Origin of the sequence: Desulfamplus magnetovallimortis (assembly GCF_900170035.1) — a bacterium.
Taxonomy (GTDB): Bacteria; Desulfobacterota; Desulfobacteria; order Desulfobacterales; family Desulfobacteraceae; genus Desulfamplus; species Desulfamplus magnetovallimortis.
Map to the genome: position 1 here is coordinate 438511 of NZ_LT828542.1, position 25693 is coordinate 464203.

At 41.4% G+C, this 25693-nt stretch carries 25 protein-coding genes; 10 read left to right on the forward strand and 15 right to left on the reverse strand.

The features are described from left to right. The 12 genes from MTBBW1_RS08560 to MTBBW1_RS08620 form a co-directional block, all read right to left on the reverse strand. The coding region (locus MTBBW1_RS08560) for a hypothetical protein (RefSeq protein ID WP_139786713.1) at positions 1–581 on the reverse strand (581 nt) is incomplete at its 3' end. Positions 582–726: 145 nt separating this feature from the next. Beyond that, positions 727–1860 carry an OmpA family protein gene (locus MTBBW1_RS08565; protein ID WP_080801970.1) on the reverse strand — a complete coding sequence of 378 codons (1134 nt, stop codon included), beginning with the start codon at positions 1858–1860 and terminating at the stop codon, positions 727–729. A 31-nt stretch (positions 1861–1891) separates the two neighbouring features. Continuing rightward, entirely contained in the window at positions 1892–2209 is a 318-nt protein-coding gene (locus MTBBW1_RS08570; RefSeq protein ID WP_080801973.1) for a BON domain-containing protein, read from the reverse strand. A 107-nt stretch (positions 2210–2316) separates the two neighbouring features. After that, a complete protein-coding gene (locus tag MTBBW1_RS08575; RefSeq protein ID WP_080801976.1) occupies positions 2317–2613 on the reverse strand; it encodes a hypothetical protein in 297 nt (98 codons plus the stop codon). Between the two features lie 141 nt (positions 2614–2754). After that, positions 2755–4233, reverse strand: coding sequence for a B12-binding domain-containing radical SAM protein (locus MTBBW1_RS08580; protein ID WP_080801979.1), 1479 nt, complete (start codon positions 4231–4233; stop codon positions 2755–2757). A 140-nt stretch (positions 4234–4373) separates the two neighbouring features. Continuing rightward, positions 4374–4703 carry a putative quinol monooxygenase gene (locus MTBBW1_RS08585; protein WP_080801982.1) on the reverse strand — a complete coding sequence of 110 codons (330 nt, stop codon included), beginning with the start codon at positions 4701–4703 and terminating at the stop codon, positions 4374–4376. Positions 4704–5374: 671 nt separating this feature from the next. Further along, positions 5375–6037, reverse strand: coding sequence for a PRC-barrel domain-containing protein (locus MTBBW1_RS08595; RefSeq protein WP_139786706.1), 663 nt, complete (start codon positions 6035–6037; stop codon positions 5375–5377). Then, positions 6018–6542, reverse strand: a complete 525-nt coding sequence (locus MTBBW1_RS08600; RefSeq protein WP_080801990.1) for a DUF1207 domain-containing protein — start codon at positions 6540–6542, stop codon at positions 6018–6020. The genes MTBBW1_RS08595 and MTBBW1_RS08600 overlap by 20 nt, the downstream gene beginning before the upstream one ends. 446 nt (positions 6543–6988) lie before the next feature. Beyond that, on the reverse strand, positions 6989–7411 hold the full coding sequence (locus MTBBW1_RS08605; RefSeq protein WP_080801994.1) for a type II toxin-antitoxin system VapC family toxin: 423 nt from the start codon (positions 7409–7411) through the stop codon (positions 6989–6991). Next, positions 7411–7653: a type II toxin-antitoxin system Phd/YefM family antitoxin gene (locus MTBBW1_RS08610; protein WP_080801998.1), complete on the reverse strand. Its 243-nt coding sequence runs from the start codon at positions 7651–7653 to the stop codon at positions 7411–7413. The genes MTBBW1_RS08605 and MTBBW1_RS08610 overlap by 1 nt, the downstream gene beginning before the upstream one ends. Positions 7654–7899: 246 nt before the next feature. Further along, positions 7900–8091, reverse strand: coding sequence for a hypothetical protein (locus MTBBW1_RS27750; protein WP_139786707.1), 192 nt, complete (start codon positions 8089–8091; stop codon positions 7900–7902). A 12-nt stretch (positions 8092–8103) separates the two neighbouring features. Next, positions 8104–8361, reverse strand: a complete 258-nt coding sequence (locus MTBBW1_RS08620) for an acyl-CoA-binding protein (protein ID WP_080802002.1) — start codon at positions 8359–8361, stop codon at positions 8104–8106. Positions 8362–8837: 476 nt separating this feature from the next. On the opposite strand from MTBBW1_RS08620, the gene MTBBW1_RS08625 reads away from it, so the two are divergent. Further along, positions 8838–9116, forward strand: a complete 279-nt coding sequence (locus tag MTBBW1_RS08625; protein ID WP_080802005.1) for an AbrB/MazE/SpoVT family DNA-binding domain-containing protein — start codon at positions 8838–8840, stop codon at positions 9114–9116. A 333-nt stretch (positions 9117–9449) separates the two neighbouring features. On the opposite strand, the gene MTBBW1_RS08635 is transcribed toward MTBBW1_RS08625, so the two are convergent. Continuing rightward, positions 9450–11084: an ATP-binding protein gene (locus MTBBW1_RS08635; RefSeq protein WP_080802009.1), complete on the reverse strand. Its 1635-nt coding sequence runs from the start codon at positions 11082–11084 to the stop codon at positions 9450–9452. 292 nt (positions 11085–11376) lie between these two features. Further along, entirely contained in the window at positions 11377–11586 is a 210-nt protein-coding gene (locus MTBBW1_RS08640; RefSeq protein ID WP_139786708.1) for a hypothetical protein, read from the reverse strand. A 285-nt stretch (positions 11587–11871) separates the two neighbouring features. Here MTBBW1_RS08640 and katG point away from each other — a divergent pair, with 285 nt between their 5' ends. After that, positions 11872–14088: a catalase/peroxidase HPI gene (gene katG, locus MTBBW1_RS08645; protein WP_080802013.1), complete on the forward strand. Its 2217-nt coding sequence runs from the start codon at positions 11872–11874 to the stop codon at positions 14086–14088. 130 nt (positions 14089–14218) lie between these two features. On the opposite strand, the gene MTBBW1_RS08650 is transcribed toward katG, so the two are convergent. After that, entirely contained in the window at positions 14219–14419 is a 201-nt protein-coding gene (locus MTBBW1_RS08650) for a hypothetical protein (protein ID WP_139786709.1), read from the reverse strand. A gap of 457 nt (positions 14420–14876) precedes the next feature. On the opposite strand from MTBBW1_RS08650, the gene MTBBW1_RS08655 reads away from it, so the two are divergent. The 8 genes from MTBBW1_RS08655 to MTBBW1_RS28265 form a co-directional block, all read left to right on the forward strand. Further along, a complete protein-coding gene (locus MTBBW1_RS08655; RefSeq protein ID WP_080802020.1) occupies positions 14877–16073 on the forward strand; it encodes a glycine C-acetyltransferase in 1197 nt (398 codons plus the stop codon). Between the two features lie 49 nt (positions 16074–16122). Continuing rightward, a complete protein-coding gene (tdh, locus tag MTBBW1_RS08660) occupies positions 16123–17151 on the forward strand; it encodes an L-threonine 3-dehydrogenase (protein WP_080802023.1) in 1029 nt (342 codons plus the stop codon). A gap of 796 nt (positions 17152–17947) precedes the next feature. Continuing rightward, positions 17948–20320 (forward strand): TonB-dependent receptor plug domain-containing protein, encoded by a 2373-nt coding sequence (locus tag MTBBW1_RS08665; protein ID WP_080802026.1) that lies wholly within the window; start codon positions 17948–17950, stop codon positions 20318–20320. Positions 20321–20448: 128 nt separating this feature from the next. Further along, on the forward strand, positions 20449–21066 hold the full coding sequence (locus tag MTBBW1_RS08670; RefSeq protein ID WP_080802029.1) for a YfiR family protein: 618 nt from the start codon (positions 20449–20451) through the stop codon (positions 21064–21066). 1 nt (position 21067) lies between these two features. Then, positions 21068–23434, forward strand: coding sequence for an ATP-binding protein (locus tag MTBBW1_RS08675; RefSeq protein ID WP_080802032.1), 2367 nt, complete (start codon positions 21068–21070; stop codon positions 23432–23434). Between the two features lie 289 nt (positions 23435–23723). Next, the gene (gene cas6 / locus MTBBW1_RS08680; protein ID WP_080802035.1) at positions 23724–24698 is read left to right on the forward strand and encodes a CRISPR system precrRNA processing endoribonuclease RAMP protein Cas6; all 975 of its coding nucleotides are present in this window, start codon (positions 23724–23726) and stop codon (positions 24696–24698) included. An 82-nt stretch (positions 24699–24780) separates the two neighbouring features. Further along, complete coding sequence (locus MTBBW1_RS29960; protein WP_281255627.1) at positions 24781–24915, forward strand: hypothetical protein; 135 nt, start codon at positions 24781–24783, stop codon at positions 24913–24915. 93 nt (positions 24916–25008) lie between these two features. Then, the coding region (locus tag MTBBW1_RS28265) for an AAA-like domain-containing protein (protein WP_222424016.1) at positions 25009–25693 on the forward strand (685 nt) is incomplete at its 3' end.

Below are 25693 nucleotides of genomic sequence, written 5' to 3' on the forward strand. Positions count from 1 at the left end.
AGATTTTCAATCAGGGCAAGCCGCAACATGATGGGGATAGCCCAGAGTTCCCCCAGTTTCAGAATGGTGACACTCTGATAGGCAGCCACAAAACTGCTGAGGCTTTCAGTGTCCACCCGGCCGTCCCCGTGGGAGATGATCTCAAGGGCAATGTCATACACCCTTGGCCTGCCGGCTGACGGCCCTTTTGAAAGGCGAGGCAGCTCAAGGCTGTACTCCTTTGACAGATGCTGTTTTGCTGTACGGATCTGTGCCTCGATCAGGTAGAAATTGTCCAGCAACCACTCTTCGGCCGGAGCAATAAGGCGATTTTTCACAATGGCTTGGGTCAGTGGTCTGCACACATCAATGAGCAGGGCTTCATTTTCCGACAGGCGAGACAAAAGTTTGTCCGGCAGTCGCCTGTCACTCAACTCATGTCCCCTGGCCAGGTTTATGCCATGCTGTTTCATTTGGTCACTGCCAAACAGTTCTGCACGAAGGGGCAGTTCTTCAGCAGTGACAGACGTCGATTCTTTTTTGAAAAGATATCCAAAAAAATGAAGCGGTTTCAAGAGAATTTTTGCGATGCCAGCCATCATTGGTGATCTCTCCTTTCCGGCATAAGCACCTAAACAAAATTAATCCATAACTTTTCCTTAGACTATTTTACATGATTATTTCTGTTCGGGTACTTAACCATATCGGTCATAAGCAGGTAAATTGTGGGTAAATTATAAAATTGAACTATTTTGTGACTGGAAAAAGTTCAACACGCCTGTTCAATGCACGGCCTTTATCTGTTTTGTTGGATGCCACAGGTTTTGAAAAACCGAACCCTTCGCAGGAGATGCGGTTTTCATCAATTCCCTTATCTGCGAGATAGGCTTTTACAGCCTCTGCCCGTCTCATGGAAAGGGTATCATTATATTTTCTGGTACCGATGCTGTCCGTGTGGCCCTGGATTTTTACAAAAAGATCGGGACGGGCTATCAAGACATTGACAACTTTGTCAAGAAACTCAAAACCTGCCGGTTTGATGATAATTTTATCAAAATCAAAATGGGTTTCATCCACCACCCAGACTTTAACGACTTCCGGGGGAGGTACTGCTTCCGGGGCGGGTGGCGGTGCTTCAACTATGGGTTTTTCGGTCAGAGGTTTTTCAGTCAGGAAAATATCCTCTACAAACTGCCCCATACCGATGCCTGTCATCAATTTATCCGCTTTGGTCACAAAGCCGCACTTGCCTATGGCGGCAATTTCTTCCATCAGGATCATCCCTTCTTCATCATCACCGACAAAGACCGGATAAAAACAAATCTCTTGACCCATTTGATTCTTCAGTTCCCGGGCTGTTTTCAGGGTTATGGGCGATTCTAACCCCACTGCCTCTTGACAGTCACTTATGATCACAACAGCTGTTTTTCCGGAAAAGTTTTCAAGATCCTCTATGGCTGCGGTCATGGCCTTATGCATGGGGCTGGTCCCACCTGCAACGGTAATCAGGGCTGATTTTTCTTTCAGACCCTCCCTTGTATATTTTTCCATGCCATAAAAAAGAACCGTCAGTTTATCAGAAACTTGCCTACTGTGCCCAAAAGATCTCAAGCCTGCATTCTGGTTAAGTTCCGGCAGGGTCTGACTCAAGTGTTTTACAATTTCACGGGCAGTGAAAAATTTTTCATTTCCATTATAAATGTCATCCATGGAACTGGATGCATCCAGGATAATCAGAAAATTATCTATGGCAGAAACATAATCGTCTGAATTAAAAATGGTTGGGGTAAAAGCTTGCTGGATCGGTTGCCGGACAGCACATCCAACTGCAAAGAAAGCAACAATGAGTGGCAAAGCAACCATGGTTTTAAAAAATTTCATAATCGTTCTCCTATTATGTGTTGCATTTGAGCTAATTTTTAATGATAAGGCTGTTCTTGATAGATTGGACACCATTCACTGATCTGGCCACTTCCACTGCTCTGACAGAGGCTGCGGCAGAATTCACGAAACCGCTTAACTGCACTTCTCCCTTAAAAGTTTCAACATTGATCTGGAGTACCTTGAGCATCGGATCATCAAAAATTTGTGCCTTTACCTTGGCGGTTATAACAGAATCATCAACATATTCGCCTGTGATTTCCTTATGACTTGTTCCGGCACAGCCGGCGATAAAGACAAACAGACAAAATCCAATAATAAAAACGTTGATAAGATTTTTTGTTTTCATAATTTGTTTATTTTTTAGTTTTATGTATATTTTAGATGGTTAAAAAATAATCAATCGAAAATGGCAGGTTTAGACACCCCACTTCTGAACAATGGATGCATGGAAAATCAATAAAGTTTGTTTTGAAAGTTCTGCATGGCTTTTACAATGTCGAGGATTGCCTCGTGCATACCATCAGCACCGAAATTCAATTTAGATACATCTTTACTGTTGATGTCGCCCTGAATTTCAGATTTAATGCTTTCCAGTTTCTGAGCATGTTTTTCAAACTGAATACGATGCTCTTCTTCCATATCCTTTAAAGCTTCTGAATTAATCTGACAGACAAGTTCATCAGCCTCAGCCATTAGTTGTTCTAATTTCTCGGCCTCCATCTTCTGTTTGTATGCTTCTTTTGTACTCATGAGACATCTCCTTTGTTTGTTGGTGTCATAAACCCGTTGATCTTCTGCCGACCAGGCATTGATATACAAGGGATTGTAACTCTTGTCGCCTTTTCGAATATCAGGTAATTGCGTGGTATTGGTCAGGAAAAACAGAACAGGTTAATAAATATACCGTTCACAAATTCTCCGGTAATGATAGCCGTAAATGGAAAGAGTCACAGCCGTTGACACGAGTCTTGGTTTCCGTGTCACTGTCCAGAGAATCAAATACCAGTAATGAAAGCGTTCCTTTCCCAATATCCCAAGTCTTATGGTTGCCTTGAAAAATGAAAGAAGACGATGAATATCAAGGGGTGCAATGATTTCAGGTGCCTTGAGGTCCCTGAACAAGATCCTTACGCGGCGGTAATAATTTTTCGGCTGATAAATCTGTTTCATGATGGATTGATATCCGTCAGAAAGCTTCTCCATGCCCATCTGCGGGATAATATTGGTGGTACCGTTCACATTGTCTCCTGAAAAAAATTCAGCAACCCGGCTCTCCTTTTGAAGCCGGTCAAAAAGCCGGGTACCTGGAATTGCCTGGAGCATACCTACCATGGCTGTCACAATCCCGCTTTTCTGGATAAAATCGATCTGCTGCTGAAAAATAGAGGGCCCGTCGCTGTCAAATCCCACAATAAACCCGCCCATGACCTGTAATCCGGAGCGATGGATGATGCCCACACTTTCAAGAAGATCCCTGTTTTTATTCTGGGTCTTATGGCATTCGGTGAGACAGACCTCATCCGGGGATTCAATCCCGATAAACACGGAATCAAACCCGGCAGCTACCATCATATCAAGCAGTTCAGGGTCGTCTGCCAGGTTGATGGAAGATTCCGTGAAAAAGACACACCCTTTTTTATCTTTGTGCCATTCAATCAAGGCAGGAAGGAGATGAGTTTTTAAATACCTTTTGTTGCCTATAAAATTATCATCCACAAAAAAAATACTGCCACGCCAGCCTGCTGCATAGATTCTGTCCAGTTCCAGGATTATCTGCTCCGGGGTTTTTAACCTCGGTTTATGGCCAAATAGAGCCGTCACATTACAGAAATCGCAATTGAATGGGCACCCCCTTGAAAATTGAAGGCTCATGGAAGCATACCGTTTCATCTTTAAAAGCTCCCATAAGGGAATGGGTGTATCGGAAGGCTCACAGAACCCGGAAGCCCTGTATATCTTTTTTGCCAGGCCTTTATTTAAGTCCGACAAAAACCTGGGAAATGTCAATTCTGCTTCATCCAGCACCAGGTGATCCACGGACTTGAATTCATCGGGTTCGGAGGTAAAAAGAGGCCCGCCTCCAACAACCGGAACATTCAAGGCTTTGCAGCGATCAATGATCTCTTCTGCGGATTTCCTCTGGATCGCCATGCCGCCAACAAAGACCATATCCGCCCACAGGATATCCTTCTCTTTCAATCTCTCCACGTTTGTATCCACCAGACGTTTTGCCCATTTCTCAGGCAGCAGGGCAGCCACTGTGATCAGCCCCAGCGGCGGGAAAGCGGCTTTTTTGCCGATAAAACTTAAAGCATAGGTAAATGACCAGAATGTATCCGGAAATTCAGGATAAATTAATAGTATGTTCATTATGAAAAAACTCCTTTGGGTGATAATGATACGCAGCCGTGCCAGCTTGATACTCCTTCATGTCAGTTTGATACGCTGTCATGCCGCTTGATACGCCGTCATGACTATTTGATACGCCGTCATGACTGTTTGATACGCTTTCATGCCAGTTTGGTTCTTATCTTTTTAACTCTCTCCATCCCCTGAAGATGCGAAACCGAATATATCTTGAGATTAAGAGGATTTCGTAAAAGGGTTTGGGTTCCAAGCAACACCCCGAACCGATTGGATTTTATGTGACGATCCATATCTTCACGGGTTTCCCACTCTTCCATCAGATAAAATCGATTCTTTTCATGGATATCACAGGAAACAGAATAGCTTTTGCAGCCGGTTTCACTGCCCACGGGTTCAATGAGCGAATGAAGAGTCTGGGTAAGCTCTAAATGCTTCTCTTCAAGTACATTCATTATAATTCTGAGAATGATCATTATTGATCCTCTTTTTACCGTGGAAATGGATACAATTTTCTATATTCGGGGGTGGATGGATGGCAGCCATGCCCGTTTACCGTGGAAATGGATACAATTTTCCATATTCGGGGGTGGCTGGATGACAGCCATGACCGTTTACCGTAAAAACATATTTGGTTTTCATAGTAGGGAGTGGCCGAATGCGGCCATGAACGTTTACCCTGGAAATGACTCTCATTTTGAACACCGCATATGCCATTATTAATACCTGTTCGGTTGCATATATATGGTGTAGCGGGAAAAAATTGATGACTGATGAGATTATTTGAAGTCCATGCTTATCTTTAAATAAAGCAATCATTATGCCGGAATTCCGGTTCCGAAATTTTTACCGTGCATCAGCTTGATTTTAAAGGAATAAATAACCTCAGAAGGGTGTTTGGCTCAGGCTTTTAAAAGATATAAAAAGGGTCTTATTTGGCCGAAGGGTCATATGCGGCATTTTTTGGAGGATACGACTATCTTTTATTGAAATTTTGGGGTTTGGTTCTAACATCGGCCACTGTAGGGGCAATTCTGTGTGATCGCCCTCATAAAGAGGGCAGACACATAGGTCTGCCCCTACAAAAATGGCAGAAAATAGAATTTCTCCTGCCACCAATGGTGCAATTTTTTATCATAAATGAATTTCACATATCTGGTTCATTGGCCCAATACCCTTCTTGCTTGTAATATTCATGCAATCCGGCCTCATATTTACGATAATCTAAGAGCATTAGAGACTCGTCAGTGTATTCAGGTGCTTTTTTGATTGTATCCCTGGTGAGATTGACGAATACTTTTGACTGAGTCCAACTGATGTGATCAAGCCACTTTGTGGAAATCAGCACTTTTTTTCCAGGCCACCAGTTTTTTGTATCAATAACCAAATAACGAATCGCCCATGTGTCATCATCAATTATAAAATCCTCGACGTGGCCAATTTCACCATCTTCCGCCTGGATGTTGTTACCATACACAGCCTTTGTGCTGCGAAGATGAGGATCCCATTGTGTTTCAACTTTGTTTATGACTTTCCATTGTCCGCTGTCACGTACAATTCTGGGAGAAGAACCCCACATGTATGGACCGTCCCAATACATGGGCCATCCATAATACCCGTAATAGGTCTCCTCGAATTGCCGTGAAACTGGCTTGTCACTGTTCAGGGATGGACTCTCCTCAATCTGTTTTTTGGTCAGAGTGACTGTGAGCAGTTTATCGTCTTTATTAGCAGACTCAAGTGCATAGTTTATTACATTAATGTCAATACCGAACGTACCGATATCTGAATCAATCCTCAAAATCGACATCTTTTTGCTTTTTCAGCAGATATTGCATGACTGGTGAAAAAAAACGTGCCCGTGCTGAGAAATGGTCGTTCCTGTAGCTTAACGGAAAACCGATGATATAATCGGCATTGATAAGATCCATTGAATCTGCATCCATATTGAACTGGGCCAGGACTGCCCCGCTGATATTGAGCTGCCAGGCATCATCATCGCCCCAGCCTGACCAGCGAACAAGACCGAAACTGTCTCCAAAGCCAACAGATCCTATATTTATGCTGTCATCTTCTTCAATGCCGTTGCCAGTTTCAATACTCTCGTCCGGCAGCTTGAGTACGACGTAGGTGATATGGGTACGTGGCTCCTTGGGACTTGCCATGGAAAGATAAAAGAGCTGTCCTTGAGGAAAGAGAAGCGATCCACCTTTGTTGTAACGACCGGGTTCACTATTATCCTGGCTATAGACATTTGAAGCCAGCAGGGAAAGCAAGCTTGATATTAAGATTATCCTGATACTGACCTTGCTCATAGATCATCTACTTTTAAAAAAACGGATCTGGAACTATAATTTTTCCAGATAATTAAACTGGCTCTTGGTTGATGACGTGTGAGAATCTATTAAAATTGTGTCAAGTAATACTGCTTTATTCTTTTCTTGACATTGATCTTCTATAATTCAATATTTATGCCAGCATTTCCAACCTTGTTGTATCTGTGGCTATCTTATTGATTTTTAAATGATAATAAACCATACGACCATTTGCATGGTTTTAGTTAAAAAGCCATATAAAAAGGTCACATTTGACCAATGGTCATATAATACCTTTTAAAAATAATTCTCTGGAATCGGCAGGAAATAATAAGGCTGGCAAAAAATTTTCGGAGGGGGAAGGGTGGGCTGTAGAACTTCGCTATAATGGTTTTAGTAGCCATGGAGGGACTGTTTTTTTAGAAATGATATGATTGTGAACTAACTTAAAGCACAAGTATTGCGTCAACTCCAAGTATCTTAGCAGAATTTGCAAGTTTAGCATCAGCAGTAAGTATGGGAATGCTTTTTTCATGTGCAATAGCCAAATGTATAGCATCAAGGCTTCTTAAAGGAGTGTTAAACTGAGCAATCCATTTTTTTGCAATAGAGTAATGCTTAGTCTGAATGGGAAGATAAATAAAACTTTTTTGGTCAATATGTGTTTGAAATAAAGATAAAATTATATCTCCATCTTCTTTTGAAAGAGAGTTTTCTCTAATTTTGCGTGATATTGCAGATGCAAGTTCTATTTCTGTTAGTTGGCTTACAGCTGGTTCTTCAGTGTTAATTAGTATCTCTTCTATTTTATCACTTAGAGATTCAGGGCAGTAATAGGCAGCTAAAATATTTGTATCAATGTAAAGCATTAATTACGTTCCTCATCTCTTTTATTTATAGTTGTTCGGCTTAACGGCTCTCCTGTAACCTTAATGTTTTTTCTGAATTCTTTTAAGGCTTTTAATGGAGTTGGTTTATCGTTAATATTTATATTTATAATACGAGCAACTTTTTTACCTCTTCTGGTTATAACAATATCCTCTCCCTTTTCCACTTCATCAAGAATAGAGCTGAATTTCTCTCTAACTTCTTTCGCATTAACAACAAGCATAATTTTTTTCCTTTTAACTTTGTGTTGTTTAAGTGTATATTTGGAACGTAAGCTCAAATGTTATTTTTGTCAAACATTAAAGGCTCAAAGTCTGAATATTTAAACAGGCTCTTAATATTTGCTCAAAATCGACATGTTGTTGGCTTTTTTGGCATTTATGGCATTTGTCTGAATCAGGATAACCAGGATTTACAGGATGCTCAAGATTTTTATCCTGTAAATCCTGGTTATCCTGGACATCCTGATTCAGACAGTATTGACAAGCTTCAAAATCTCATAGGTGTCGTTTTCGAGTATTTGATATATATTGTCGTTGGTTGAAGCCATTAAATATTTCTCTCTATCCTGATCTGGTAGTGCCATAAACCTGTTGATCCGCTCTTGACGGAGTTTTGCAGGATAAGGGTCTGCAACTCTTTCATCAACAGGTTTGGACACCACCCCTGTTTTTTACCCTTTTAGGCTTGCCACAAGATCAATGTACTCCTGTTTGGCTTTATCCTGTGGGGTTCCCTGACACTTACTCCAGGCATCATATTTTGCTCGTCCCTTGAAATCTGTCATTCCGGGACGCTTTCCGGTAACATCCCCCACACTGCCCTGTTTAAAGAGCGAATAGAGCTTGAGAAGAATATCATTTCCGGGTTTTTTGGTTAAGGTCTGAACATCCTTGCTTGCGGTTTCAAACTGTTCATTTAAATCTGTCATGTCTTTCTCCTGTTCCGTGAAAATGGATTCTGTTTTTTACAATTTAACAAGTGACTGATGACATTGCAGGTCGGCTTGGAAACATCCGGCATGGGTAGAATCAATCAATTCCCAATTTAACAGATTGGATAGCAAACTCAAGCAATTCCAACTTGAAGGCAAAATTAAGTCAATAGTTGATTAAGACAAGCGTCATACCTATTGATTAGATCAACAAATGCTGGTAAATCAACTCAAACAGTTATACCCTCTTCATTCCATATTCCTACGTCTTCCAATGACGTGTTATTCATACATCCAAAAACCACCACCATCCACTCCGAAGGAATCTTAACAATGTCAGGTTTTGCAAGAGAGAGCAACACGGTTGATTCTTGACAGAAAATCAAAGTATGCTATCATTGACTTATGAAATTCCAAATTTTAGAATTTCAAAAATTATCAAAATGAATAAAATAAAAAATCAGGAGATAAATATGGAATTAGTCAAGGTAAAGAAAAACTTTCAAATCACTTTACCAAGTGATCTCCGCAAAGAATTAAATATAAAAGAAGGCGATTATTTGGATATTAATAAACAGGATACTTATTTTATCATAAGCCCTGTTAAAGTGATTCCTTCAGATCAAGCCTATTTTCATACTAAAGAGTGGCAAGAAGACGAGGCCGAGGCAGACAAAGATATAGCAGAAGGGAATATTGAAGGTCCTTTTGACAATATAAATGATGCGCTTAAAGCTCTTAAAGCAGATTGAATATGAAACTTTTTTTCACAAAAAAATTTATTCGACAATACCGAAAACTGCCCCAACAAATCCAGGAAACAACGGATAAACAGTTGGGGCTTTTATTATCTAACCCGGAGCATCCATCCCTTAATGTCAAAAAAATGCAAGGATTAAAAGAGATCTGGGAAGCCCGAATCACATCCTCATATCGTTGCACTTTTCAAAAAGATGATGAGTCCTATTATTTGCGGAATATAGGCACACACGATATTTTGAAAAAACCGTAAAATTTGAAGATTTGATGTTTTGGAATTTTTCATTAAGAGAACCCGAGAGCAAACAGGAAGCAGACGATGGTCGTCAAAGGGTTTTTAATAGCTCATTAGTCAAACTCAACTCATGCTTCCAATCTGATATGTTACGCTCCCCAGTGTCAAAATTTATACCTATTAAATGGATATCCTTACCCCTTTGCTGATAAGAATCTGCATATTTCTTTTCTCTAATTTGGTTAATTGCTGTATCACTGCTTTGATTGCATTTGAACTCTATGATATAAATTTTATCATTAAACTCAACCACAAGATCAATCCTGCCCTTACAGGTTAACACCTCGCTATTTGCCCTGACACCTGATGCTGAAACCATAAGATAAAATATAGTGTGGAAATATGCCTCGTCCCGGTTGCTTTCAAGGATGTTGGGGATAGATGCATAAATTGCCTTCATGGTTTCAATGAAATTATCAAATTCCTGAAGTTCAAGATATTCACAAAGAAGGGCAAACTGAGAGCCTTCCCTGTAATTTTCTGTATAGCTGAAAAAGAGATTTTCAAGAAATGCTGTTTTAACCTCCTGATTGGGATAATCAAATGTGTAGAGCATTCCCCTTATATTTTTTATGGTAATGTAACCTGTCTGAAAAAGCAGTGCCTCAAGCTGGAGTCTATCAAGATCATATACGCTGAAAAGTGATTTTGTTGCTTGAATATTTTCAATTGCAGGGGGATACCACTTTTGTTCCTTGATAAGATTTATTAAAAATGAAGGTGTTCCTGTTTCAAACCAGTAATGTTCAATAAGCATATGTTTAAGGGCTGACATAAAAGAATATGGATTAAAAACTTTGACATCTCTTTCTGAAAAACGATACCCATTATAATGATTAATAAGAGCATCCATTACTTTTGCAGGCTCATTTTCGCTGTTATCTGTCCTGTTTGCCATTTGTGCAACGTATGGAGTAAAATAGAGATCAACCTCTTCCATGGTATATCCAAGCATATCTGAATATAGAGGGAGCATGGTAAGGTCTGTCAGGTTATTTAACTCTGAAAATATAGATACTTGACTGAACTTGGATACACCTGTGATGAATACAAAGCGAGTTATAGGCGTAACTTCCACCCCTTTAATTACCCCAAAAAAATCTTTTAAAATATCACGGTTTTTCTTTGCAATCTTAAGAACTTCCTCACCTTTTCCAAGGTGGTCAATAAGGGGTTTATCGTACTCATCTATTAAAATGACAACAGGCATTTTTGTTTTTTTATTCAATGCTTTTATAAGCTCTTTAAACTGTTCCTTAAGAAGTGTCTCCTTTAACTCAATTCCAAATTCACCACCAATGGAATTTAAAGCACTTGACAGTCCCTGAACTAAAATCTCTGGTGTTTGATGGCTTATCTGATTGAAATCAAGTGCTATAACAGGATGCCTTTTCCACTCCCATTTAACATTTTCTTCTTTATTGTCATTATTTTCCTGATTTTTTATCCATAAACCTTCAAAAAGCTCTTCCCTGCCCTCAAAGAGACATTTTAGAGTGGAGACCATCAAAGATTTACCAAATCTTCTTGGGCGGGAAAGAAAATAGTACTTTCCATCTCTAACCATCTGGCTGATCTTTCTTGTTTTATCCACATAAAGATCTCCATTGAGCCTTATATTTTCAAAAGAAGAGTCTCCTGTGGGAAGTGTTGGCAAGTTTTTCATGGTTTTCCAATTCAGTTTTAATGCTTTATAACGTACATGGCGGATGCCCGCCACAATCGAAGGAATGAAAGTTGTTCTAAAAACAGCTATTTATTGAGACTTTCATATAAAACAGACATGATTGCGTATCAATCACCCCCAAGTATAAAAATGAAAGTCATTTTCACTGTAAAATACATGGAAGTTTCTATACTATGGACTTAAAAAGGGGAAGGGGAAAAAAATTTGCTCAATCATTCAAAAACTGCTCAAATGCCTACCACAATAGACTGATATCTGGTTTTTGTCAAAATTAAGGTTTAAAAATTATTTGCTCAAAGTCGGCACATATAACCTCTTGACCCTTGTCAATAGTGTCTGAATCAGGATGCCCAAAATTAACAGGATAAGGCAAAATTATACTCAAAGCTGACATCCATGATCTTGTAAGCATTGTCACTACTGTCTGAATCAGGATACCCAGGATTAAGAAAGATAAGGCAGGATTATCTATCCTGAGCATCCTATCCATCCTGGTTATCCTGATTCAGACAAATATAATAAATGCGAAAAAGCCAAAAAGATGTGGAATTTGAGTATATAGAGAGTTGCTCAAGAATGATTTTCCTACAATAGCCTTGCAACAATCTATAAAAATATAGTATTAATAAAATTATTTGGTGACTTTTAAAACTCATAATAAAATTATTTTTAATATTTGAGATAGTTTATTAGTGAATAAAGAGTTGCAATTGATAATGTTTATCAATTAATATCTTGTTTCCACAAATAACTGAAGGAGGCCAAAATGTCTGACCAAAAAGAAAATTGCCATGATGGAAAGTGCCCTGTAACAGGGAAAACCGCCAAAAAAGTTACCGGCAGCGGCACCTCAAACCGAGATTGGTGGCCTGAGCAGTTGAATCTGAAGATTCTTCATCAGCACTCCAACATGAGCAACCCAATGGAGAAAGGCTTCAACTATGCTGAAGAGTTTAAAAAGCTTGATCTTGGGGCTGTAAAAAAGGATCTCTATGCCCTTATGACAGACTCCCAGGAGTGGTGGCCGGCAGATTATGGTCATTACGGAGGGCTTTTCATACGCATGGCCTGGCACAGTGCAGGTACCTACCGCATGGGAGATGGCCGGGGAGGTGCCGGAACTGGCAACCAGCGACTTGCACCCCTTAACAGTTGGCCAGACAATGTTAACCTTGACAAGGCCAGAAGACTTCTATGGCCGATAAAACAAAAATATGGCAAAAAGATATCCTGGGCAGATCTCATGATCCTTGCCGGTAACTGCGCTCTGGAGTCCATGGGTTTCAAAACATTCGGTTTTGCCGGAGGACGCGAGGATATCTGGGAGCCTGAAGAGGATATCTACTGGGGAAATGAAAATGAGTGGCTTGACGACAAGCGTTATTCAGGAGACAGGGATCTTGATAATCCCCTGGCAGCCGTGCAGATGGGGCTTATATACGTAAATCCCGAAGGGCCCAACGGCGAACCAGATGCAGTTGCTTCTGGTCGTGACGTAAGAGAAACATTTGCCCGCATGGCAATGAATGATGAAGAGACTGTGGCGCTTGTGGCAGGTGGCCACACATTTGGGAAATGCCATGGGGCAGGAAGTCCCAAACATGTGGGGCCTGAACCTGAAGGAGCCTCAATTGAAGAGCAGGGACTTGGCTGGAAGAGCAGCTTTAAAAGCGGCAAGGGTGATGATACCATAAGCAGCGGCATTGAGGGTGCCTGGACTCCCAATCCTGTCAAGTGGGATATGGGTTATTTTGACATGCTGTTCGGCTATGACTGGAATCTTGTTAAAAGCCCTGCCGGAGCTAAACAATGGGTACCTGTCTCCCCGGACGAAAAGGATCTTGCACCGGCAGCCCATGATCCATCCAGGAAAGTTACCACCATCATGACCACAGCAGATCTCTCTTTAAGGATGGATCCGGTCTATAAGCCCATTGCAAAGCGTTTCCACGAAAACCCCGAGGAGTTTGCGGACGCATTTGCAAGGGCGTGGTTCAAGCTGACCCATCGAGATATGGGGCCACGCTCCCGATATCTTGGCCCCGAGGTTCCGGAAGAGGTGCTTACCTGGCAAGATCCGGTTCCCGAAGTTGATCATGAACTTATCAACGATCAGGATATTGCTGATCTGAAAAGCAAAATCATTGCTTCAGGATTGTCTGTCTCTCAACTTGTTTCAACTTCCTGGGCATCTGCTTCCACCTTCCGTGGCTCGGATAAACGAGGTGGTGCCAATGGCGCACGCATTTGTCTTGCTCCACAGAAAGATTGGGAAGTCAACCAGCCCGAAAAACTTGCCAATGTGCTTGATATCCTTAAAAAAATCCAGAATGATTTCAATAAAGCCCAGACAGGGGGAAAAAAAGTTTCCATTGCTGACCTGATTGTTCTTGGAGGTTGCGCAGGTATTGAGAAAGCTGCAAAAAATGCCGGATATGAAGTGAATGTACCTTATACTCCTGGACGTACCGATGCTTTGCAGGAGCAAACAGATGTAGAGTCATTTTCAGTACTTGAACCCAAAGCAGACGGATTTCGCAATTACCTCAAAGCCAAATATTCCGTATCTTCTGAGGAGTTGCTGATTGATCGTGCGCAACTGCTGACACTTACAGCTCCGGAAATGACTGTACTTGTTGGTGGAATGCGGGTACTCAATACAAACTTCGGACAATCAAGCCACGGTCTATTCACAACAAGACCGGAGACACTTACCAATGATTTTTTCGTAAATATTCTTGATATGGGCACCGAGTGGAAACCAACCTCTGAAGAAAAAGAGATATTTGAGGGACGTGATCGCAAAAGCGGTGAACTCAAGTGGACAGCTACCCGTGTTGATCTCATTTTTGGCTCAAACTCACAGCTTAGGGCACTTGCTGAAGTTTATGGATGTGAGGACTCACAGGAAAAATTCCTGAATGACTTTATTGCTGTCTGGGATAAGGTAATGAACCTTGACCGTTTTGATCTGGGTGTCTAAAAACCAATTTGATGCCCAAATCGTGATTATGTAGAGACGCAATGTATTGCGTCTCCACTTGCCTCTTCTCTACTTCCCCCTTTTCTACTTGCCTCTTTTCCTGCTTTGCCTCTTTTCCTGCTTTGCCTCATCAATGCCGATCTTTTGAAATAAATTTCCAAAGCAGATAAGTGCTTATTACAAAAAAAGTGATTATGGCACTCCAGTAAAGCTCCGGTAGAGAATCAGCATTGATGGAGCCACCCCTTGTGGGAAAATTGCCTGTTATAAGTGAATAAATTACCAACCCGTAACCGATTATTATGCTTATAACCTGACTGAATGTATTCACCTGTTCTCCTTTGCCTCCCTGCATCTTTCATATCATCACAATAACGCTTTACATTTTTATTAAAATTCCTAAAAAAGAAAAGTGCCCAAATTTTAAGTTGATTTCATTGACATGACAATAAGCTCCATATAGATACATATTCAAAGCTGACACCTATGCTCTTTTGCGCCCTGTCACTACTGTCTGAATCAGGATGCCCAGGATAATAATAATTTACAGGAGATAAAAATCCTGAGCATCCTGAACATCCTGTAAATCCTGAGCATCCTGTAAATCCTGGTTATCCTGATTCAGACAAATGCAATAAGTGCCGAGAAAGCCAAAAGATGTCGATTTTGAGTAGATAAAATTAAACTATAGATTTGCTGAAGGAAAGTCTATTTTAATTTTATGGGAAGTTGTTCAGAAGGCGTATTACCTGACCATACCACAAGCACAACCATATTGAGGAATCCAAATGGAACAAAATTTACTGGACTTTTTAAAACAAGAGACAGAAAAGCTTCATTCTGAAGGGCTTTATAAAAATGAGAGAATCATCACCTCCCAGCAGCAGGCAGACATAAAAGTCTCTGGTGGAGCAGAAGTGATCAATTTCTGTGCAAACAACTATCTTGGTCTTGCCAATCATCCTGCGTTGATTCAGGCTGCCGGGGAAGGGATGGAAAAATATGGCTTCGGTATGGCATCGGTTCGCTTCATCTGTGGAACCCAGGAGCTACATAAAACCCTGGAGAAAAAGATAAGTGATTTTCTGCACACAGAGGACACCATCCTCTACTCATCATGTTTTGATGCCAATGGCGGGCTTTTTGAAACCCTTTTCGGGCCTGAGGATGCCATTGTCAGTGATGCCCTGAACCACGCAAGCATCATTGACGGTGTCCGGCTCTGTAAGGCTAAGCGATACCGCTATAAAAACAATGACATGGCTGATCTTGAGATTCAGCTTAAAGCAGCAAGATCTGAAGGGGCAAGGTTTATAATGGTTGCCACGGACGGAGTGTTTTCCATGGACGGAATAATTGCCGATCTCAAGGGGATATGCGATCTTGCAGACAGATACAATGCCCTGGTGATGGTGGATGACTCCCATGCCGTAGGTTTTGTGGGAGAAAACGGAGCAGGAACTCCGGAATATTGCGGAGTTCAGAAGCGAGTGGATATCCTTACCGGTACACTTGGCAAAGCACTTGGCGGTGCATCTGGGGGCTACACAAGCGGCCGCAAGGAGATTATTGAGTGGCTGCGTCAGCGCTCCCGCCCATATCTTTTTTCCAACACCCTTGCACCCCCCATTGCAGCAGCTTCCATTAAGGTTATCGAGATGCTCAGTGAAGGTGATGATCTTAGAAAAAAACTCAAAGATAACAGCACCTATTTCAGAAAAGAGATGAATCAACTTGGATTTACCCTGGTTCCAGGGGATCACCCCATTATTCCTGTTATGCTTGGAGATGCAGTCCTGGCCGGTCGTATGGCTCAACGTATGCTTGAAGAGGGAATATATGTTGTTGGATTCTCTTTTCCGGTTGTACCAAGAGGAGAAGCACGTATCCGCACCCAGATGTCTGCTGCCCATGACAGGGAACACATCAACAAGGCCATTAAAGCCTTTGCAAAGGTTGGACGGGAGTTGGGTGTTATTCAATAAAGCCTAAACAATCAAAACAACATTTTTTACACTTAAGGATAAAATCATAATGAAAGCGCTTGTAAAAGCAAAACCTGAGCCAGGGCTGTGGCTTCAGGATGTACCTGAGCCTAAATACGGCCCTGCTGATGTGCTGATAAAAATCAGGAAAACTGCCATTTGCGGCACGGACCTTCACATTTACAACTGGGATGCGTGGTCACAAAAAACAATCAAGACACCAATGGTGATAGGCCATGAATTTGTGGGAGAAGTTGTGGCAGTTGGAGCTGCTGTCAAAAATTTCAGGCCGGGGCAAAGGGTCTCAGGAGAAGGACATCTTACCTGCGGCAAATGCAGAAGCTGCCGTGCCGGTAAGCGACACCTCTGCATTGACACCCACGGTGTTGGAGTAAACCGTATTGGCTGCTTTACCGAGCTTCTGGTGATACCGGAGATAAATGTCTATCCTGTGCCGGACAACCTTGAGGATGATATTGCGGCAATCATGGATCCATTTGGCAATGCTGCACATACTGCCCTCTCATTTGATCTTGTTGGAGAGGATGTAATTATAACAGGTGCAGGCCCCATAGGCATCATGGCAGCAACAATTGCCAAAAGAATCGGAGCACGTCATGTGGTTATAACCGATGTCAATGACTATCGCCTTAATCTTGCAAAAAGCCTTGCATCGGTAAGGGCTGTAAATGTGGCCAGAGAATCATTGTCTGATATTCAAAATGAGCTTGGCATGATGCAGGGGTTTGATGTGGGCATGGAGATGTCTGGGGTACCATCTGCTTTCGATCAGATGCTTGAAAGCATGAACCACGGCGGCAAAATTGCCATGCTGGGTATTTTTTCACAAAAACCGCTGCTCAACTCTGATCTTGTTATATTTAAAAGCCTTACCCTGAAGGGCATATACGGAAGGGAGATGTTTGAGACCTGGTACAAGATGATAAGCCTTGTCCAGTCCGGTCTTGATATTGCCCCAATAATTACCCATCGCTTTGATGTGGATGATTTCCAGAAAGGATTTGATGTCATGAACAGCGGGCAGTCCGGCAAAGTTATTTTAAACTGGGGTGAATAAGAATAATTGTGCCTGGGGAGAGACTTTCTAATACTCCCCATGTTTGCTGACGCATCACAACGAAGGATAAAAATCTTTATATATCAGAATTTTACGGAGACCAACTAATAAATTCAAAGGTTCAAGAGGTTTTCCACTTTAAAATTTAAAAAGGCTGTTCAGAAGTTATCTGAACAGCCTTTTTAAAGGAGGAAAAAAGATGAAACTAACATTTTGTTAGCTGCCTTTTTATTAATGCAAACGATATGCCACATTATTCTTTTTCATTGGCCAAAAATTTTCCAAGAGCAGCTCCCCACAACATCATACCAATAAAAACAATACATTACGACACTCAAAACCAAGAGAAAAAAAATTCATTATTGTTTTTATACAGGTAGAACAGCCCAATATATATTTAAAAATGTCTCGTTTTTATCCAAATTATTTATTTCAAGGTCATCTTAAATCCATTAAAGCAGATATAAAAGTTCAAAATCATGAACTCAAAAAAATATCAAAGCAATAGCGTAACCACTAACATACTGAAATAATAACCGTCTTGATATTTTTTTATGGAAAGTTCAAAATTATGAACTTTTTATTTTGGCAGTTCAAAATTTTGAACTTCTATTATTTTGGGGTAAAGCAACTTGCCTTTTTTTATTGTTGTATGTATCATGACTGGAAATAAGCTTACGCTCGGAAATCATTTTTCTCTCATTTCCTGTTACAATAAAAGGATCCCCCCTTTAATGCCCAACCATTCAGGGTGTAAGTCTCCGGAAATAACCTGAAATAACAAAGGGTGTAACCAATGAAGATAAAGGTCAGGAAAAAAATTTTTCCACAGTTTTTATTTTTATTAATGCTTGCTTTTTTAGGATTCCAGCTCTCTTTTACTTTTGACAGCCCCCTTAATGCAGCCCAGGCTCAAGAGAGCCTACCCGCCTCTTCCTCCCAGGATGCTTTTCCTTCTGAATATGACTCCCAGAAACTATTTGAAATGTCTCTTCAGGAGTTGATGACTACCCGAATCCAGACAGGAACAATAACAGGAATTGCTGCGGCAAAGGCACCTGTTGCCAGAACAGTGATCACCGAAAACGATATTGCCATGACACCTGCAAGAAGCATTCTTGATCTCATTGAAGTCTATGTTCCAGGGGCAACTTTTATAAATCATTACAACGGACCAAGATTTGGCTTCAGGGGGGTGCTGGGTGATCAGAACTATCACTATCTGCTTCTTGTCAATGGGAAAAACCTGAACCTGAAAATCCAGGACGGCCCGCTTGTTGAGATTTTCAATCGCGATCTTAACGATATCAGGGAGATAGAAATAATTCGCGGCCCAGGCTCTGTTACTTATGGCTCAGGTGCCATTGGAGGGGTCATCAACATCATCACCCGTACCGCAGAAAATGAAAATGGAAGAAGGACAGGAATAGAGGCAAACACAGCTTACAGATATTTTACAACCTATGCATCCCAAGGATATGAAGGTGAAGATCTCAAATGCTATCTTTATGGAAGTTACAGCAGCTCCAGTGGAGAAAGCTCAACGAGATGGTTTTACGTGGATCGCGCCCATGGGTACGGATATGGATTCATGTCCGAAACATGGGGTAACAAGGGACTTGGTTCTGATGAGCCATCATACCTTGCTGATTTCTTAGATACACCCCAGGCAAAACTTCATCTTGACCTCAACTTTTTCAATGGTTGGCATCTTTGGGGCAGATACAGCTCATACAGTTGGGAAAAGCTGGCTGAAAAAACAAGCTATGCAGACGGGGAAAAATCCCAGGGATTCATGACCCAAAGTGCTCTATTGGAGCTTGATAAGACCCACAACATTTCAAAAAAACTCTCTCTTGAATCCCGAATTGGATTTGATTCCATATCTTTGCGGGAAATTGCCGGCTACCAGGGAACAAGTCAACCCCAGGAGTATATCACCCAGTTCAACAACTCCTATTCCGAAAATGAACTAAACACCAACCTGACACTTCATTACGACCACAGCGACAAGTTCCGCTTTGCCCTGGGCGCAATTTATGCCCATGAATACTGGCTGCCGGAGTGGGGAAAGGATGATGACAGCTTTATTCTCAGCATGAGAAGCCCCATCCGGTTTGCAGTTCTGACAGAGGATTCTGAATTCTATCAAAAATATGGAGAAGGGACATCAACTGTAATGCCACACCTGAAATCCAACTCCTACTCCATCCTGAGTGAAGCCAATATGAATTTTTATCCTGGATTTCACATGATTCTTTCCGGAAGAGCAGATAAAAATGATTACACTGACTGGTATTACTCTCCAAGGGTTGCTCTTATCTCCAGCTTGACTGACAGTGATATTCTGCGTGCCGTGTGGCAAAGATCAGTAAGAATTCCCAATTTTCCGGAAATTTATACCATGGATTACAATGGTCAGCCACCACCTGAGCCTGAGACCCTTGTCAATTACGAGGTTATGTACGAACACTATTTTGGGGAGATATCTTTTAATAGCAACATCTATTACAACATTCTGGATGAAGTCTCCTGGACAGATGCAGGTGCAGATGTTGTGGGCAACCTGAAACTATTCGGCATTGAGACAGGCCTGACCCTGAAAGATAAAAGAAACTCTTGCGGCATAAACTATTCATGGGTTCATCAGATGGATTACGACCCATATATAACAATAGACACTGACCTTACAAACCCTGATGGTGATCCAATGCCTTTAAGTGAAAATTATGCTGACAATCGCATTAACAACCTTCCCTCACACACCATCAAAATGTTCTGGCAGCACAGTATATCCCAAAGTCTGAAATCCCACATGGATGCAAGGTTTTACTGGGGACAAAACCAGATCGACATGCTGGACATGTTTCGGGATGCCCATAATCAATATGGGACAGATGAGTCAAGGGAAGAGATGAACGCCATTTACGACACCATGACCGATCACGGCTATGGAAAGCCGTCCTTTACAATGGACATGGCCCTTTCATGGAAAATTCCGGTAAAATCCAATGCAGAGCTGACCATATATGCAATGAACCTTGTAAGCTGGAATCATATCCGCTACGGAATACAGTTCCATGAAGAGCCGTCCCGTCAATATCCCCGTCAGGCAACTTTTATCGAAGAACCTGTATCTTTGGGCATCAAAATGGAACTTCGTTTCTAAAAAATGGAACTTCGTTTCTAATTATTTTGATAAGAAACCCCAGTATTTTAAGGTTCTTCAAGATTTTCATATCCGGGTATCCTTAATTCAAGCAGTATCACAACAAAGAGTTTTCAGGCAGGCACACCATGCAGATGATATTAAAATATTCCCTTCTTATATTTATTTTGATTTTTCCGCTCATATCCATTTCGGCAAATATAAAACCCATATCCCTTGACAACTTTGATCTTATTGTCACATCAACCTCTGCCCAGCAGGAAAAACATCATGAATATCTTCTTAAATCTGCATTTCTGGAGCGATTCACCCGATTTGTTCAATGGCCGGTACCATTCAGCGAAATCAATAAAAAGGAGCCTTTTATAATAGGTGTAATAGGCCCAAACCCATTTGGAGATATACTCCAGGCTGTTTTTTCACGTCATCCCATCAAAGAGCATCCTGTATCAATCCGGTTACTTAACCGAATAGAGGATATCCAGGGATGCCACATGCTTTTTATCGGCAAAACAGATGACCATACACTTTCCAGAATAATTGAATTTTCAAAAAAATTTCCGGTTCTCACTGTCTCTGACAATACAGGGTATGCTTTGAAAGGCGTTCATATCAACATGTACATTGAAGAAGAGCAGATTCGTTTTGAAATCAACAACAGATCAGCATCAGAATCCGGCCTGAAAATCAGCTATCTTCTGCTAAAGGTAGCCCGTATAGTGGATACCGGAAAAGGTAATACTTAAGATGACCTCTTTTTTTGTTTCAATAAGGGCAAAACTCATTGCCATTATTCTTATCGTGGCAATTTTGACCATTGTCCCAACCTATATGTTAAGCGGCTGGCTTCAGTATCAGGGGCTGAAACAGGAACTTGCACGAAATGTGGTTATAAATGCAAAACTTGCGGGAGAATACTGTGTCTCTCCACTTACATTTGAAGACAGGGACGGTGCCACGGAAATCCTGAAAAAAATGGAGCAGATAAACTACATTAGTTCAGTGTGGCTGTTTGACAAAAACAACTCTCTTTTCGCTTTTTTCAGCCGAAAAGATGAGATCTCTTCTACAAAACAATCAAGTACCCCAAAAGATCTAACAACTTCAAACAATACTCTTTCCAATATAGTTAACATGCCTGAAGCCCCACAAATCTCAAACAATGAGACAGAAAAGTGGAACAAAGGTAAATTTTACAAAAACATATTTCGCATTTCCGTACCGGTGCTATATCAGGGACAAAACTACGGAACCATTGTCATTCAGGCGGAAACCAGGGAAATCAACAGCAAGACCAGAGCCTTTTTCATTACCCTTCTTCCTGGCACTCTTCTGATTCTTGCACTTGCGCTGTTTTTATCCATCCGTCTTCAAAAGCGAATATCAGGCCCCATCACACGTCTTGCAGCCATTACCCGAACCATTACCACAAAAGAAGATTTTTCAATTCGTGCTCCGGAGGGATCAAACGATGAAATAGGTTATCTCTATTCAGGATTCAACAGCATGCTGGATCACCTTTTCCATGAAAAAAAACAGAGGGATATTGCCATTTTTAGACTCCGGCAGAGTGAAACAAAATTCCGTGCAATGGTGGAAAATATAAATGACTGGGTATGGGAATGTGATATCAATGGCACATTTACCTACTCAAGCCCGGCTGTAACCAAAATTTTAGGCTATGCACCAGAAGAGATCATAGATAGACTTTTTACAGATTTTGTGCCTGAAGATTCAAAAAAAGCAACTGCAGAAACATTTAAAACCCTTATTAACACAAAAAAGAGCATCACCAACCGCATAAGGCCAAACATACGGAAAAATGGCATGACTGCCTATCTGGAAACATCGGCTCATCCTGTTTTTGACAATAGCGGTAATACTGTCACAGGTTACAGGGGTATTGACAGGGATATAACACAACGTGTAACTGCTGAAGAGGCCCAAACCCAGCTTGAGAACCAGCTCCACCAGGCACAGAAAATGGAGTCCGTTGGCAGGCTTGCCGGCGGAGTTGCCCATGATTTCAACAATATTCTGAGTGTCATAATTGGTTATGCAGAGTATTCTCTGCTTGATATTGACAATGAACATCCTCTTTACCAGAATATTATCACAATTATGGAGGCTGGCCATCGGGCATCCAGATTGACCCAACAGTTGCTGGCCTTCAGCAGAAAACAGATGATCAAGCAGGAGATACTCAATGTTGGAAGCGAAATTGAAAATATACTCAAAATGCTCGGCCGACTGCTTGGGGAGGATATTGAAATAGTTGTAATCCACGGCCGTGATAATCTCCTTGTAAAGGCAGACAGATCTCAACTGGAGCAGATTATTCTGAACCTGAGCATCAATGCAAGGGATGCCATGCCCCAGGGCGGAAGACTCACAATTGAAACAGGAGAGGTTGCACTGGAAGAGGGAGTTATAAATCACCACTTTGACATTACTGCCGGAGATTATGTTCGTATAACCGTTTCCGATACAGGAGAAGGTATCCCAAGGGAGATAATGAAAAATATTTTTGAACCCTTTTTCACAACAAAAGCAAGGGGCAAAGGCACAGGTCTGGGATTATCAACAGTCTATGGCATCATCAAACAGAACAACGGGGACATTGATGTGTACAGTGAGCAGGGTCAGGGCACAGCTTTTAAAATATATCTGCCACGCATTTATGAAACCATTGAGGAAAAAGAAAAACAGCCAGGAACAATAGTGGAAATTCCCCATGCAACAGAAACCATCCTTCTTGTGGAAGATGACGATATGCTCCGTGAGATGATCAATAAAGCCCTTTCATCCAGGGGATACACAGTAATAGAAGCAGAAAACGGGGAGCAGGGTGAAGAGCTTTTTAATAAATTTGAGGGAAAAATATCACTGCTGCTCTCGGATGTTGTCATGCCGAGAAAAAACGGCGTTGAACTGGCAACTGCGCTGAAAAAACGGTCTCCGGATCTTAAAATAATCCTGATGTCAGGCTACACGGAAAATGCAATTATCCTTGATGATTTTCCAGGCCCGGAAATCCATTTCATACAAAAACCCGTCACCCCCAAAATCATCTCCGATGCTGTACAGAAAGCCATTGAAGAAGATCAACTATAGTATTCCAGATAATTAAATTGATAATGGAAATGTCTATCTATCTGTTATCTGTATTAATTTCTCAAAATCGACATCTTATTGCTTTTTCAGAATTTATTGCATTTGTCTGAATCAGGATAACCAGGATGGATAGGATGTCCAGGATAGATAATCTTGTATTATCCTGTTAATCCTGGGAATCCTGATTCAGACAGGGTTGACAAGGCTTACAAAATCATAGGTGGCGATTTTGAATTTTTAATCATTTGGTGCAAAAAGTTTATTAAAAACAATTTAAGAGAATAATATAATGATATTTAACAAATACAACTTCATGATACGACTGAAAGATGATGCACAGCTACCCTTTTATAAAGGCTCCACCTTCAGGGGAGTTATGGGTCATGCCCTGAAAAAAGTTGTATGTGCATTGAAAAATCAAGAGTGCCAATCCTGCGTCCTCCGAAGCAACTGCACCTATGCAATGGTGTTTGAAACAGCCCATGCCATTGAATTACCCAAAGGCCTGCGCATATCCTCAGCTCCTCACCCCCTTGTTCTGGAACCTCCGGAAACTTCCCAAAGGGATTTTTTAAAGGGCGAGACACTGACCTGCACATTGCTTTTTTTTGGCCAGATTAACAACAACCTGCCCTACTTTATCTATGCGTTTGACCAGATGGGAAAAATCGGAATCGGCAAAAAAATTGATGGTCGCCGCAGCAGATTTGTACTGGAATCTGTAACTGCCGGTGATGATGGATCTGTTGTCTATACCCATGATGACCAGAAAATAAAAATATCAGAAACGTCCAGTATGATGATTTACAGTGAACTTGAAGCAGACAACTGCCTGCCCATCAGCACAAAGAGCCATAAAGGGCATGAAAGAGTCACCATGAATATCATCACCCCCCTTCGGATCATCGCAAGAAATGCGCCTGTGGCACGACTTCCCTTTCATCTTTTGATCAGCAGCATAATAAGGCGCAACACCGCTCTTTTTAATGTATATGGAGAAGGTGAGCCAAAACTTGACTACCCTGCCATGGTTGAAGCAGCAAAGAGTATCGAAGTTACGGAAAACTCCCTTAAGTGGCTTGACTGGAAACGCTACTCATCCCGCCAGGATAAAAAGATGTTCATGGGAGGCTTGACCGGCTCCATCACCTACCAGGGCGATCTTGCACAATTTTTACCCATGATGACAATGGCAGAAACTGTGCACGTTGGTAAAAACAGTGCTTTTGGGCTTGGGAAAATTACATTCAGAAATGACTCTTAAGCTTACCCATTTCCATTCTCAAAATCGACCTCTTATTGCTTTTGCAGAAGTTATTGCAGTTGTCTGAACCAGGATAACCTGGATGGATAAGATGCTCAGGATAGATAGGATGCTCAAGATAGATAGGATGCTCAGGATAGATAGGATGCTCAGGATGGATAGGATACTCAGGATGGATAGGATGCTCAGGATAGATAATCCTGCCTTATCTTGTTAATCTTGGGAATCCTGATTCAGACACTGTTGACAAGGCTTACAAGATCATAGGTGGCGACTTTGAGTCCTTCCACTGTAAAAAGGAATTACCAAAATGAAACAACGCATGTTCAACACAGCAGGCCCTGTTAAAACCGACAAGCACTACCACATCCCTTTGATAAGCCGCATGGATTGGGATGAGATAAAGATGTTGATAGACAATGAACGATATTTTATCCTCCATGCCCCACGCCAGACAGGCAAAACAAGCACACTTCTGGCCATTAAAGAGAGCCTCAACAACTCAAAGGAATACAGAGCTGTATATGCCAACATAGAGGCTGTGCAGACAGCCCGAAGCAATGTTGAAAGGGGCATACCTTCAATATGCACAATTATTGCCCGCAGCATTAATGCCTGCACCGGAGAAAACAGGGTGACAAACTGGTTCTATGAAAACTCAACCCGTATTCCGGTTGATGATCTTTTAACCCAGATGCTTCAGTTCTGGTCTCAACTGCCTGCACCTGATTCATCAAAAAATCTACCTGCCTCGGATTCTTCAAACATACTAACTGCACACGATTCATCAAACATACTACCTGCAACCGATTCATCAAACAAACTAACTACACCCGATTCATCGAAAAAAATACCTGCAATACTGCTCCTTGACGAAGTGGATGCCCTTGTTGGTGACACATTAATATCTCTTTTAAGGCAGATCAGGGCAGGATACACAGATCGCCCTTCAAGTTTTCCCCAAAGCATTATACTTTGCGGGGTTCGTGATGTGA

Bases quoted from the DNA above. Each gene is read 5' to 3' on its own strand.
- MTBBW1_RS08565 (WP_080801970.1), bottom strand. From the start codon at position 1,860: ATGAAATTTTTTAAAACCATGGTTGCTTTGCCACTCATTGTTGCTTTC.
- MTBBW1_RS08570 (WP_080801973.1), bottom strand. From the start codon at position 2,209: ATGAAAACAAAAAATCTTATCAACGTTTTTATTATTGGATTTTGTCTG.
- MTBBW1_RS08575 (WP_080801976.1), bottom strand. From the start codon at position 2,613: ATGAGTACAAAAGAAGCATACAAACAGAAGATGGAGGCCGAGAAATTA.
- MTBBW1_RS08580 (WP_080801979.1), bottom strand. From the start codon at position 4,233: ATGAACATACTATTAATTTATCCTGAATTTCCGGATACATTCTGGTCA.
- MTBBW1_RS08585 (WP_080801982.1), bottom strand. From the start codon at position 4,703: ATGATCATTCTCAGAATTATAATGAATGTACTTGAAGAGAAGCATTTA.
- MTBBW1_RS08595 (WP_139786706.1), bottom strand. From the start codon at position 6,037: ATGTCGATTTTGAGGATTGATTCAGATATCGGTACGTTCGGTATTGAC.
- MTBBW1_RS08600 (WP_080801990.1), bottom strand. From the start codon at position 6,542: ATGAGCAAGGTCAGTATCAGGATAATCTTAATATCAAGCTTGCTTTCC.
- MTBBW1_RS08605 (WP_080801994.1), bottom strand. From the start codon at position 7,411: ATGCTTTACATTGATACAAATATTTTAGCTGCCTATTACTGCCCTGAA.
- MTBBW1_RS08610 (WP_080801998.1), bottom strand. From the start codon at position 7,653: ATGCTTGTTGTTAATGCGAAAGAAGTTAGAGAGAAATTCAGCTCTATT.
- MTBBW1_RS08620 (WP_080802002.1), bottom strand. From the start codon at position 8,361: ATGACAGATTTAAATGAACAGTTTGAAACCGCAAGCAAGGATGTTCAG.
- MTBBW1_RS08625 (WP_080802005.1), top strand. From the start codon at position 8,838: ATGGAATTAGTCAAGGTAAAGAAAAACTTTCAAATCACTTTACCAAGT.
- MTBBW1_RS08635 (WP_080802009.1), bottom strand. From the start codon at position 11,084: ATGAAAAACTTGCCAACACTTCCCACAGGAGACTCTTCTTTTGAAAAT.
- MTBBW1_RS08640 (WP_139786708.1), bottom strand. From the start codon at position 11,586: ATGCTCAGGATAGATAATCCTGCCTTATCTTTCTTAATCCTGGGTATC.
- katG (WP_080802013.1), top strand. From the start codon at position 11,872: ATGTCTGACCAAAAAGAAAATTGCCATGATGGAAAGTGCCCTGTAACA.
- MTBBW1_RS08655 (WP_080802020.1), top strand. From the start codon at position 14,877: ATGGAACAAAATTTACTGGACTTTTTAAAACAAGAGACAGAAAAGCTT.
- tdh (WP_080802023.1), top strand. From the start codon at position 16,123: ATGAAAGCGCTTGTAAAAGCAAAACCTGAGCCAGGGCTGTGGCTTCAG.
- MTBBW1_RS08665 (WP_080802026.1), top strand. From the start codon at position 17,948: ATGAAGATAAAGGTCAGGAAAAAAATTTTTCCACAGTTTTTATTTTTA.
- MTBBW1_RS08670 (WP_080802029.1), top strand. From the start codon at position 20,449: ATGCAGATGATATTAAAATATTCCCTTCTTATATTTATTTTGATTTTT.
- MTBBW1_RS08675 (WP_080802032.1), top strand. From the start codon at position 21,068: ATGACCTCTTTTTTTGTTTCAATAAGGGCAAAACTCATTGCCATTATT.
- cas6 (WP_080802035.1), top strand. From the start codon at position 23,724: ATGATATTTAACAAATACAACTTCATGATACGACTGAAAGATGATGCA.
- MTBBW1_RS29960 (WP_281255627.1), top strand. From the start codon at position 24,781: ATGGATAAGATGCTCAGGATAGATAGGATGCTCAAGATAGATAGGATG.